This is a genomic window from Bacillus sp. RSS_NA_20 (assembly GCF_020165915.1).
Taxonomy (GTDB): Bacteria; Bacillota; Bacilli; order Bacillales; family Bacillaceae; genus Bacillus; species Bacillus altitudinis.
Window position 1 is genome coordinate 2,004,457 of record NZ_JAIUKW010000005.1, and the last position, 12,380, is coordinate 2,016,836.

Sequence of the window (12,380 nt, forward strand, 5' to 3'; positions counted from 1 at the left end):
CAAGTTCCCCCTATTATTGTGCCTTCGATACCAATTCTGTTTCCCATACGCCTGGGCGGCCGATGGACTGGTAAATAAATCCTCTCTCTTTCATTTCTGCTGGATCAAACAAATTCCTTCCATCAATTAAAATGGGAGAACGAAGCAGCTGCTTGATCTGATCTTTATCCATCTTCTGTACGTCATCCCATTCCGTTAAGATGAGACAAGCATCTGTATCTTTCACTGTTTCATAGAGATCATTGCTGAAGACCGCCTGCGGGCCAAGCTCTCTTTCTGCTTCTATATAAGCAATTGGATCATAGGCTTTGACAAAAGCTCCGAGCTCTCTCAGCATTGGGATAATATCTAGTGCTGGTGCTGAACGCATATCGTTTGTATTTGGTTTAAATGCGAGCCCTAAAACGGAAATCGTTTTTCCTTTAATATCACCGAACACACTCATCAGTTTGCTGACAAGATGGGCTCTTTGGTGGTTGTTTGTTTCAATGACAGATTCGATCAGCTTGAACCGGTAGCCAGCTGTTTCGGCAATTTTGAGAAGAGCCATCGTATCTTTTGGGAAACAAGAACCACCAAATCCAATGCCTGCTTTTAAAAATTTATGCCCGATCCGGCTGTCTAACCCAACGCCTTCGCTGACTTTTTCCACATCAGCACCAACTCTCTCGCAAATGTTCGCAATGTCATTGATGAATGAGATTTTTGTGGCGAGCATGGCATTTGCCGCATACTTAATCATTTCTGCACTTTCTAGATTGGTCTCAACCACTTCTGTTTGAAACGGATCATGCAATTTTTTAATGATCGTGGATGCATGTGCACTTGTAGAGCCAATCACCGCTCTCTCCATATTCATCGTATCTTGAATAGCTGAACCTTCCCGCAGAAACTCTGGATTGGAGACGACGTCAAATGGATATTTACTGCGTGAAGCCTTTTGAACAATGGCTTGAACAAGACGTCCTGTTCCAACTGGCACTGTGCTCTTATTCACGATGATTTTGTAGCCATTCAGGTGTTCCCCAACCGTTTGAGCCACAGCTTTCACGAATGTTAAATCCGCTTCCCCCTGAGGTGTCATTGGTGTTCCTACCGCAATATAAATAATCTCTGATTCTCGAATTGCAGCGGGAATATTGGTTGTAAAACACAATCTTCCCTCTTCTGTATTCTTCTCAATCAATTCCTTTAAGCCCGGTTCATAAATTGGAACGAGACCGCTTTTTAAGCTGTTGATTTTTGATTCGTCGATGTCACAACAAATGACGCGATTTCCGATATCAGCAAAACAAGTACCCGATACTAACCCGACATATCCTGTTCCAATCACAGCAATTTTCTTCAACATGTTTCATCCTCTCAGTAAAAGCATATTGGTCGTTCCAAACTGTTTATCTATCAGTCTTTGCACATTTCATCCTGTTTAAACGGTGGATGTTGATTGATTCAGCACCTTTTCATATTGCTGAATCAGGAGCGTAGCATTATGTGATGATGAATAATCTGTATGGACGATGTGGTGAAGATCGTTCTTCACTTGCTCGTTCCATCTGTTTTCATAAAGATAAGCGTGAATCGCTTCTTTTAGCTGACTCGTTGAACGCGGTTCAATGAGCAGATGTTGATAGGTAGAAAATAGTGATGGGAGACCACCAACCCGTGTTGCGATGACAGGCAGTTTTAAAGCGAGCGCCTCAAGGACGACAGTCGGCATTCCTTCACTGTAGGATGGAAGGGCAAACAGGTCAGCTGCCATTAAATAATGTTTGACTTGTTCATTCGGCACCTGCCCCGGGAGTATAATGGATTCTCCCGCCCGTTCGGCTAGCTCCTTTGCGAGGGGGCCTTTTCCGACAAAGACGGCTTTTACACCCTCCATCCCGCTGACAGCTTCCGCTAATTCAAGCAAACCTTTCTCTTTAACTAAACGGCCGACAAAAACGACGAGCTTGTCGTGAAGCGGTAAACCGATCTGCTTTCTGATCGCTGTTTGATCCCCTGGTGTTCTAGAAAATGACTTGAGCGGAATTCCCAGCGGGAGACATTGTGCATCCACCTCTGTCATGTCATGTGTTTTCTTTGCCAGCTCTTCACTCACTGTGAGAACAGCAGACGCCTGTTTTACTGCTGCTTTAAAGGCTGCAAGCGCCCCTTGGCCATAGGTTGGATAGACGTTCACATCACTGCCGTGTAAGGTCAGAAGATAAGGGATGTTTGCTTCCTTTTTGATCACAGCTGCTGCGCCGCCAGACGGCATGGCAAAGTGCGCATGGATGAAATCCGGTGACAGTTCATAACGCTCCATTGTGCGCAGGACAGAAGCTACGATTCGTTTACTCGGCTGAGCCCATTTTAGCTGTCCAGGCAGCGCTGTATAGGGCGGTCTGTAAACCGGCACGCCGCACCTCACTTCCTGCTCGGGAAGATCTTTTCTCTGACGATAGGAAGCTTTAAGCATCCGTAAGATGGGCGGATTGACAGGAGTAGGACAAATCACGCTCACTTCTACGCCCTGTTTGACCAGCTCCTGCACTTGCGTTTCATGGAAGACGCCTTCACTTGGATGTTTTTCACTAGGATATACACTTGTCAGCCATAGCACCTTCATGACGAACGACCTCTTCTCCATAATTTCCCTGCCATCTGCGGATACATTTTGACAAGTAGCAAGCTATATAAAGCCGCACTTAAACCAATCGTCAGTAGTAATTGAAGCAGTATATCCGCTGATGTCAGCTTCATCCCTTGATGAACAGTCACTGCGCAGGCGGCCATTAACAGCGTCATGACAGCAGGCTTTACGAGTGATTTTACATACACCTTCATATTTAGCTGAATGACATAAGCCATCAGCCACCTGCCGACAATGAAGTTCAGCAGGCTGACCCCTGAGTAGACCCAAGCTACAGTCAATAGACTGCCGGTATGGACTCCTGCATATAAGGCGCATCCATATACGATGAGCATGCCTGTATCCCAATAAAAAGCTAAGTCAGCTCTTCCTTTTGCAAGAAGGATGGAACCATTTGGATTCATCAGCACACGGAGTAGACCAACAATGCACAAAATATTCAAAACCGGGACCGCCACTAGCCACTTCTCTCCAAACACCACTTCTATAAAGCTATCTGATACGGCAGCAAGACCGATGAGGAGTGGAAAACTAATGAGTGCGAGCATATTCGTCATACTGAGGAAGCCCTCACGCAGCCTAGAATGATCACGCTGACTTTTTGCGAAAACTGGGAAAGCCACTCTCGTCACAATCGGGTTAATTTTCAGCACCGGGATTGTGACGATTTGATAAGCCAGGCTGTAAATCCCTAAAGCTTCTGCTCCAAGAAACCGTCCTATTAAAATCATGTCGATGTTTGAGCCTGCCCGATTGACGAGTCTTGACGCAAGCTGGAAAGCCCCGAAGGAGAAAAACTCTTTCACTTCCTCTAATGCGAAAACGGGTGCCGGGCGCCACTTCTTCCAATAAGCCGCTGCATACATGAGACCTTTTCCTGATTGAAGCAGCACTTGAGAGATCACATAGGCCACAATTGGATTGATAAAAAAGGCTAGGATCAGTAGAACAATCAGCGAAATGATCGTCGCTATCGTCTCAATCGTACTTAAGGTTTTAAAGGCTAAATCTTTCTGCATCATATATTGGTATTGCTGACCAATTGGTGCAATGAGAAACATGATTGATAATAACTTGAGCAAGCCTTCCAGCTCAGGTCTGGCATAAAAGGCGGCAATCAAGGGACTTACGAGGATCAATACACAAAACAAGAGAATTCCCGTCAGCAAGTTGATCCAATATAATGTAGATAATTGACGTTCCGTCGTTTGTTCCTTTTGAATGATCGCAGCACCGATGCCTAGATCAAGTAAAATCTGTGTAAATATTGTGACCGTTGTGATCATGCCAACGAGTCCAAATTCTTTCAGTGACATTACGTTTCCTAAAAAGGCGAACTGTGCAATTTGGATGATGGTAATGATCAATGCGGACAAGCTTGTCCATTTTGCTCCGCCCAGCAGGCGATTTTTCATACTTGCCATTTCTCTTCCCTACTTTACTTATCTGGCTCCGTCACCAGTCACGATGACTTTTAACGTTTTTACCATAATCTTCGTGTCGAGAGAAAATGTCAAGTTTTGAATATACTGTAAGTCGTGTGATAATTTTTCACTTGGACTCATTTCATATCCCCCATTTACTTGAGCAAGACCTGTCAACCCTGGCTTCACTGTCAGTCTTTTTGTAAAGCCTGGAATCGTCCGATTAAATTCGGCAGTAAACATTGGTCTTTCAGGACGTGGACCTACAATACTCATTTCTCCTTTTAACACGTTGATAAATTGCGGCAGTTCATCAATTCTTGTTTTTCTGATGAATGCACCCACTTTGGTGATACGAGGGTCATTTTTTTGCGCCCATTTCGCTCCTCCGCTTTCTGCGTTGGTTCTCATCGATCTGAGCTTCCATAATTTAAAGTAGACACCGTCTTTTCCGACCCTTTCCTGCATATAAAAGGCTGGCCCTGGTGTTTCTAGCTTAATTAAAAGGGCAAACAGTAAAATGATTGGCGTACTCAACATCAATCCGATGAACGAGAACACGACATCTATGAAACGTTTTGCAAATAAATATCGAACCATATGTTCTGTTAAAGCAAAAGAGTGGTTTCGTCTCACTTCATATTCTCTGTAAAGGTTCATCGCTTTCTCTGCGCTCACTGACCTGCACCTCACCATTCAAAGTAGTTGTTGTGTAAAGAGATGTTCTATGAAAGTCAGTTTAGCAGAGCAACATTAAGCAAATGTAAATGGGCTGTTAAGTCTTGTAAAAGTGTGTTAAGAATGTGCCCTTATATCAAGTTATGCCCTTTTAAACGTAAAAAAGACCCGCATATCTGCGGGTCTACGTGTCTTTTTTTATTTTGCCTTTACGGATTCGATCGTCTTCAGTCTAAGCGTTCCGTTTGCATCTTTTGTATACGTTACTTTCACTTTTGATTCTTCTTTTAGGCTGTTCACTTGTTTAGAAAATGTATTTCCGAATTGAATGGCTACTTCTTTTCCATCAATGTTGACAGCAATTGTATGTCCATCAGCCAAACCGACATATGTGCCTTCTTTGGTGACTTCATTTTTCTTCGTTGTAGATTCTTTTTTTGTTTTAGATTCAGCTTTTGACTGATCATTTGTCGTTTCTTCTTTTGTGATTTCCTTACTTGAGCTTTCTTTTGCATCTTCATCAGATTGACCTGCTTGGTCTTCTGTTTGAGCAGCTGTTTCTTTGCTTTCATCATCTGCTTTTTCACTTGCAGACTTGTCTTCCGTCTTTTCATCTGTTGCATTTTCTTTCTTTTGATCTGCTGCTTCAGTTGTTTCTTTTTTGCTGTTATCCGTATTGTTATCGTTTGACTGATTTGATGTGCCGCATGCTGTGAGCATTACACCTAGAAGTAAGACTAAAAACGGCATTGTGATTAATTTTTTCAAGATCGTCACCTCTTCATGATTTGTCGATTTGCTGTCATTGGAAGGCAAATACGTGAAAAATCCACCCTCTATGTTTCGATTATAACAAAAATAACCTGAAATGAAATGTATTTTTAACTTGACATATCATTCATCCGATCTATTTTATTCAAAATATTGAGATACACCTGCTGCGATTCCTGAAGCCAGCCGCTCCTTGGCAGTCGTTGATTTTAATATACTGGCATCAATCGGACTAGTTACGAACCCCGTTTCAAGCAAGATGCTGGGCATTTTTGAATACTTGATCACGTAGAATCCTGCTGTCTTCACACCGCGATCTCTTGTGCCAAGGGCTTTCACCATCTGGGGCTGTACCTTTTGTGCCAGCCTTAAACTATTGGCCGAAGCATACGTCGCATCATAATACGTTTCTGTTCCATTTGCACCGCTATGATCATTTGCATTGGCATGGATGCTGATGAACACATCCGCACCAGCCTGTGATCCTTTGCTTACACGTGTTTGCAAGGAATCAAATGTATCAGATGTTCTAGACATGACCGTCAGCGCACCCGCTTGTTTGAGCCTTGCTTGCAGTTTTAACGCGACATCCAGATTAACATTTTTTTCAAACAGCCCATTTCCTACCGCTCCAGCATCCTGTGCACCATGACCTGGATCAATAAAGATGGTTTCACCTAACACATGATTTTTCAGCTGTGTGATCACACTGGTTCGTATGGTTGATGTTCCGCCCAACACTGTAAATGTTGAAATCTTTTTAGACCCAATGACACGACGAATCGCATCTGGCACTGATTGAGCGTCTGTAAGAAGAAGGGTTTGCCCTTGCTTGGCTGCCGTACTTGCCGCAGCTGCCGCATCGGCATATGCATAGCCGTTACTCATATACGTTTGGGTTGTCTTCATCGGGTATGTGTTCGCAATTCGGGCTGCCACTTCATACCGATTGGCTCCGCTGATTCTCACGGGTGATGGCAGCTTTTGATAGGCTGCTTGATTGACACTTGTTTCCCCGCCAATCACAATCGTCCGTTTCACCGCTTTGCTTTTTAATAGATTGGCTGTTTCCTGCCGCAGCCCTTTTGCATCGGTTAATAAAATAGGAAAACCCTGTTTTGCAGCATACGGAGCAATCGCCACAGCGTCTGCATAAGCAGAACCATTCACAATCACAGCTGTATCAGCACTCTTCATTTGCTTAGCAACGTTTGCCGCCAATTCATATCGATTCTTTCCTTGTATTCGCGATACGGATAGATTCATTGCTTTTAGCTGCGCTACGACTTTTTGCGAAATGCTTGCGGTTCCGCCAAGAATGATGACACGCTTCGTTTTCAACTGCTGAAGACCTGACTTAGTTGCACCTGAAAGACTGCTAGTATTCGTTAACAGCACTGGGGCTCCTTGCTGAAAGGCATACGGCACAGCACTTAGCGCATCTGCATAAGCTTCACCGCCTACTAAAACAACTGTAGGTGCTGTCGACCAGCCTCGTTTTGCAGCGTTAACTGCCACCTCATATCGATTACTTCCCTCAATCTTCGATACATTGTGCTGCGCAAATGCTGATGGTGCATATAAACATAGTGAAACCACAATTAAAACAAAACATTTGATATAAGAACGCATGAAGTCAACCTCCTTGGTTTTGAGCCCTTCATCATGGAACCCAGGAAACACTTCATGTACTTTTGAAAAAAGGCTGCCGAGAGTCGTTTCTCGAGCAGCCTAAGAGGTGTATCTTCGGCACCCCTCATCTGTATGTTTTCTTATCTAAAATAGCCTGAAACACCGCTTGAAATACCTGACGCTAATCGATCTTTATAAGTAGCTGATTTCAAAATATTTGAATCAACTGGACTGGAAACAAAACCAGTTTCTAAGAGAACACTTGGCATCTTAGAATATTTAATGACGTAGAAGGCAGCTGTCTTCACGCCACGGTCTCTTGTGCCTAATGCACTGACCATTTTAGGCTGAATATTTTGCGCAAGCTTCAAGCTGTTTGTTGCCGCATATGTTTTGTCATAATACGTTTCAGTTCCATTTGCACTGCTGTTATCATTTGAGTTCGCATGGACACTGATGAAGATATCTGCATTTGCTGACGCACCTTTGCTCACCCGTGTTTGAAGACTGTCGAATGTGTCTGATGTTCTTGACATGGTAGTGAGTGCACCAGCATTTTTCAGTTTAGTGTTCACTCTCTTCGCTACGTCTAAGTTTAAATTTTTCTCATAAAGACCATATCCTACAGCACCAGAATCTTGAGCACCATGGCCAGGGTCAAGGAATACTTTTTTACCTACAACCGGGTTCTTTAATTGAGATGCTACAGTATTCGTCACTGTCGTTGAATTTCCGACTACTGTGAATTTCGATATGTTTTTACTGCCGATAATTGACCGAGTATGGACAGGCAGAGTTTTCTCATTTGTTAATAAAAGAGCTTTCTTTTCTTTCGCTGCAATTCCAGCAGCTGCTGGTGCAGAGGCATAACCAAATCCTCTCGCAACATACGTATTGCTCGTACTTAGTTTATACTTATTCACAATCTTTGCTGCAATATCATAGCGGTTAGCGCCCTTTATTCTCGTTGGCGACTTTAGCTTGTTGTATGCTGCTTTGGTAACATACGATTCGCCGCCAATCACAATTGTTTGCTTAATATTACTAGCTTTTGCGAAAGTTGAAATTTCAGAACGAAGTCCCTTTTTATCTGTATATAAAATTGGGAAACCTTTTTGTGCAGCATATGGCGCAATCGCAATCCCATGCGCATACGAATGACCTTCTACAACCACTACACCAGCTGGTTTTTTCATTTGCTTTGCAATATTCGTAGAGATTTCATATCTGTTCTTTCCCGTAATTCGTTTTGTTGAAATCCCTAGTTTTTTTACTTGATTGATGACATTATGTGAAACACTTGCCGTCGTTCCAATCGCAATCACATTTTTCGCTTTTAATGACGTTAATCCTTTCTTCGTTTCTGATGAAAGGTTTTTACTATTTGTAAAAAGAACTGGCGCATTATGTTGATACGCTAAAGGGACAGCTGCTGTTGCATCAGCGTAAGCTTTTTTCCCTACTAGCACAACGGTATTCGCTGTTCCCCAACCTTTTTTCGCCACATTGACAGATAAAGAGTAACGATTTCCCCCATCTATTCGTGATACAGAATTGTCCGCTGAAGCTGTTGGAACAATAATGAAAATGGCGATGAGGCTGAGGATGGCTGTTTTAATCATTGAGCGCATCTTCTGTGTCCTCCCTTAACTTTAATAATTTGTTAGTTTTGTACCTGGATAGTAGAACGAAAGTATAGAAGAATACGAGTTTCCAGATTCAGCTCTAGCTTTGGCGCCGTATTGACTCATCCCAATGCCGTGACCATAACCTTTTCCTGAAATCGTGAAATCATTTGTATTATTCTTTACTGACGCAAACGTACTTTTCACCTTTGTTGCGCCCATGACTGTTCTAAACTCTGTCATTTTCATACTTGCCGTTGTACTTTTGTTCACTGTATACGTACCTGTTTTGTTTTTCAGATGGTAATTCAACTTGATTGAAACGGTCTTCGCACGCTGACCTTTTGTTTTTCCTGAGAATGTCAGGCTTGATATAGATGCAATTCTCATGTCAGATGCAGCTGTTTCTTTATTTTTCAACAGCCATGATTTTAGACCAGCAAGGTCGGCAGCATTGGCTTCTTTTGCCTTAGACCACTCAGAAGCTGCTTTACTTGCAGTCAACGTAGTGCCTAATTGCTTTTTAGACAACTTCAGTGTCCACGCATTGACAGGATCTTTTGTGTCCTTCTTGGCGACTAAGTATGGCAGTGCATTTCCCCATACTTCTTCACTCGCCTCAGTGTATCCACCATTACTAGAATAATAGGTGGCTGAAATAAGTTGATTGTTGTATTTTAGAACCTTGCCTTTTGTGGCATCAACAGCTTTTGTCGAATTTGTGTACCAGTTATATCCTCCATATACTTGGAAGGCTGTTGTATCAGGTACGACTTTTCCAATGCTTTTCACTGAATACGTTCTAGCGGCAACCGCTTGTGCTTTTAATGCCTCAACATGCCAACTTGCAGGCATTTCGTTTGGCACAACACCTTTTAGATAGTCTTCAAATGGAATATTTTCATTAGTCGGCCTGATATATCCTGATTCAATGGCAAAGTTGACGTTACCTAAGTAAGGCTTCCCTGCGATTTGAAGGACATTTTTGGTTGAATATTTCTCAGGAACAACTCTTACTGTGTTATACGTCTTAATGCCTTTTAATGAAATTTTTCCGTTAGAAATATTCAATTGGTAGTTTTGATTTTTTTTCAGATAGACTTGTTTGGCTAAAGCGTTTTTGAGCGTATCTGAAAGCACACTTGAACTGCCTGCTATATGATATGTATGTGTGCCGTTTTCTTTTAAAAGTTTCTTTAAAGAAGAAGAGAAAGAATCTTTTTTGACATAAATCATAGTACGATTGTTTTTCGCTGCTAAAAGTGACATAGGAATTGCATATTTTGAGCTAGAACCTTTAGCAAGATATACTTTATCTACATTTAACTTTAATTTTTTAATGATGTTAACTGAAAGTTCATAGCGGTTTTCACCACTGATTCTTGTAACTTGTGAAGTCTTTTTTAATTGTTTTTCTACTTTTTCGCTAATGCTTTTTGTACTTCCAACTACAATTACCTTACTAGGAATCTTATAAGTCGGAATTGAATTTTTCTTTGTTAATAAGATTGGATAACCTTTTCTAGCTGCATAAGAGATCATAGATGTCCCATTCATAAAGGAAGCCCCACCAGCAACAATTGCCTGCTTATAACTCCCCATCTCTTTGGCTACTTTTTGAGATATTTCAAATTTATCTTTTCCACTTATTCTTCTAATCTTCCCGTACTTTTTTAAGGTTTTCTCAGTTGTAGACGAAATACTTTTTGTATTCCCAATGATTAAGATGTTATCGGGTTTCATTTTTTTAATTTGGTTCTCAGTTGCTTTTGTTAGCTTCGCAGCACCAGAATAAAGAATTGGTGCATTTAATTTATAAGCCAATGGAGAAACGGTCATTGCATGATCGAAAGCATCCTTATTAACGACAACGATAGTTGATGGATTCTTCCAGCCAGCATCAGCAATACTATTGGCTACTTCGTATCTATTATTCCCCTCATATCTTTTCGTCACAGCAACATTGGATCCTGACAGCTTGTATTCCCCAGTTGTTGAAATATCCATGCTTGTTTTGTTTCCGATATAATTAGACAATTTCACTGAAATTGTCGAGCTGGCCATGGCAGACTGAAAAGGTGCAATTAGTAGTGTCATTGTCATGAGAACGATAAGTGTAATGCCTGTTTTCTTCAATTTTGTTCATCCCGCCCATCTTTTTTTACTTCTGTTTTTCAATCTTCTGAATTTCTTTTTGACCATTGTCATTGATAAAGTAAGAGATTTCTACTTTGTCACCTGGTTTAAATTCATTTAATACATCTTTAAAATTATCCGTAAATTCATAGCTTAAGGTCGTATTCACTTTTTTCACTTCGACTGTATGTGCATCAGCCATTCCAATAAATTCAGCTTTTTCTTCCAGCACCTGAGGAGTTGAACTGCTTGTCTTGTTTTCTCCTGAGGATTGCTCAGCCGTTCCACATGCTGTGAGCACGATACCTAGTAGTAGTATTAAGAACGGTAAAACGACGATTTTCTTCATTTTTTTCACCTCATGTCTTTGTATCGTCTTATAACTTAATATTTTAAGGTAAATTTAAGGTTTTTTGAAACCTTTTTTTTGTTACAACGTCTATATCTAGGTTCAGAGTAAAAAAATAACTTGTTTATCAAGATTCGTAAACCTATAATCATGGAAGAATCATAGAAAAGGTGAGGGACAGAATGAGAGCAGAGAGAAAAAGAAATAAGAAAAAAGCACTTTGGATTATTTTATCTATTATTGGCTTGTTTGTATTGGTAACGGGCGGCTATGCCTATCATCTTTGGAATACAGCCGCATCAACTGTCGCAGGCATTCAGGAGAACTTAAAGAAGTCAGATAAGCGTGACAAAGATGTCGATTTAAGTAAAAAAGACCCGATCTCCATTTTAGTCATGGGTGTCGATGAAAGAAAGAATGACCGCGGCCGTGCAGATACATTAATATACATGACAGTGAATCCGAAAACGAAAACAACTGAGATGGTGAGTATCCCCCGCGATACATATACAAAGATTGTCGGAAAAGGCACAATGGATAAAATCAACCACTCCTACGCTTTCGGCGGTACACAAATGGCGGCAGATACAGTAGAGGAACTGCTTGATGTACCTGTGGATTACTTTGTGAAAGTGAATATGGAAAGTTTTAAAGACATTGTCGATACACTTGGCGGGATTACGGTGAACAGCACGTTTGCTTTCAGCTATGACGGCCATTCATTTGGTACAGGAGAGATTAACCTGAACGGTGATCAAGCCCTTGCCTATACAAGAATGAGAAAGCAAGATCCTAAAGGTGACTTCGGCCGTCAGGAAAGACAGCGCCAAGTCATCGAAGGCATCATTGCAAAAGGGGCTAACATTTCCTCTATTACGAAATTCGGCGATATGTTTAAAGTCGTTGAAAACAACATGAAAACCAATATGTCCTTTGACGACATGTGGACGATGATGAATGATTATCGTGATGCAAGGAAAAAAGTGAAACAGCACGAACTAAAGGGAACAGGCACACGAATCAATAATATTTATTACTATCAGCTTGATGACAGCAGTTTAGCGAAAGTGAAGAAGGAATTGAAGGATAGTTTGGAGCAGTAAAAAAGAAGACTACAGGAATGTAGTCTT

Annotated in this window: 10 protein-coding genes; 1 reads left to right on the forward strand and 9 read right to left on the reverse strand. The window is 41.5% G+C overall.

Features of this window, described 5'->3' with window-relative positions; genetic code table 11:
* Positions 1-13 precede the first annotated feature (13 nt).
* From tuaD to LCD32_RS16055, 9 genes are all read right to left on the reverse strand, one after another.
* On the reverse strand, positions 14-1,351 hold the full coding sequence (gene tuaD / locus LCD32_RS16015; RefSeq protein ID WP_046344599.1) for a UDP-glucose 6-dehydrogenase TuaD: 1,338 nt from the start codon (positions 1,349-1,351) through the stop codon (positions 14-16).
* A gap of 75 nt (positions 1,352-1,426) precedes the next feature.
* On the reverse strand, positions 1,427-2,611 hold the full coding sequence (gene tuaC / locus LCD32_RS16020; RefSeq protein WP_060781481.1) for a teichuronic acid biosynthesis protein TuaC: 1,185 nt from the start codon (positions 2,609-2,611) through the stop codon (positions 1,427-1,429).
* Complete coding sequence (gene tuaB, locus LCD32_RS16025) at positions 2,608-4,059, reverse strand: teichuronic acid biosynthesis protein TuaB (RefSeq protein ID WP_224564215.1); 1,452 nt, start codon at positions 4,057-4,059, stop codon at positions 2,608-2,610. Before tuaB ends, tuaC begins: the two co-directional genes overlap by 4 nt.
* 18 nt (positions 4,060-4,077) lie before the next feature.
* Complete coding sequence (locus LCD32_RS16030; RefSeq protein WP_008348294.1) at positions 4,078-4,737, reverse strand: sugar transferase; 660 nt, start codon at positions 4,735-4,737, stop codon at positions 4,078-4,080.
* Between the two features lie 198 nt (positions 4,738-4,935).
* Positions 4,936-5,505, reverse strand: coding sequence for a hypothetical protein (locus tag LCD32_RS16035; RefSeq protein WP_019743577.1), 570 nt, complete (start codon positions 5,503-5,505; stop codon positions 4,936-4,938).
* A 144-nt stretch (positions 5,506-5,649) separates the two neighbouring features.
* A complete protein-coding gene (locus LCD32_RS16040) occupies positions 5,650-7,140 on the reverse strand; it encodes an N-acetylmuramoyl-L-alanine amidase (protein ID WP_224564218.1) in 1,491 nt (496 codons plus the stop codon).
* 140 nt (positions 7,141-7,280) lie between these two features.
* The gene (locus LCD32_RS16045; protein WP_224564221.1) at positions 7,281-8,771 is read right to left on the reverse strand and encodes an N-acetylmuramoyl-L-alanine amidase; all 1,491 of its coding nucleotides are present in this window, start codon (positions 8,769-8,771) and stop codon (positions 7,281-7,283) included.
* 21 nt (positions 8,772-8,792) lie between these two features.
* Complete coding sequence (locus LCD32_RS16050; RefSeq protein ID WP_224564225.1) at positions 8,793-10,901, reverse strand: SpoIID/LytB domain-containing protein; 2,109 nt, start codon at positions 10,899-10,901, stop codon at positions 8,793-8,795.
* Positions 10,902-10,926: 25 nt separating this feature from the next.
* Positions 10,927-11,250 carry a hypothetical protein gene (locus LCD32_RS16055; protein WP_024719258.1) on the reverse strand — a complete coding sequence of 108 codons (324 nt, stop codon included), beginning with the start codon at positions 11,248-11,250 and terminating at the stop codon, positions 10,927-10,929.
* A 182-nt stretch (positions 11,251-11,432) separates the two neighbouring features.
* Here LCD32_RS16055 and LCD32_RS16060 point away from each other — a divergent pair, with 182 nt between their 5' ends.
* A complete protein-coding gene (locus LCD32_RS16060) occupies positions 11,433-12,353 on the forward strand; it encodes a LytR family transcriptional regulator (protein ID WP_073412884.1) in 921 nt (306 codons plus the stop codon).
* The last annotated feature ends 27 nt before the right edge of the window (positions 12,354-12,380 follow it).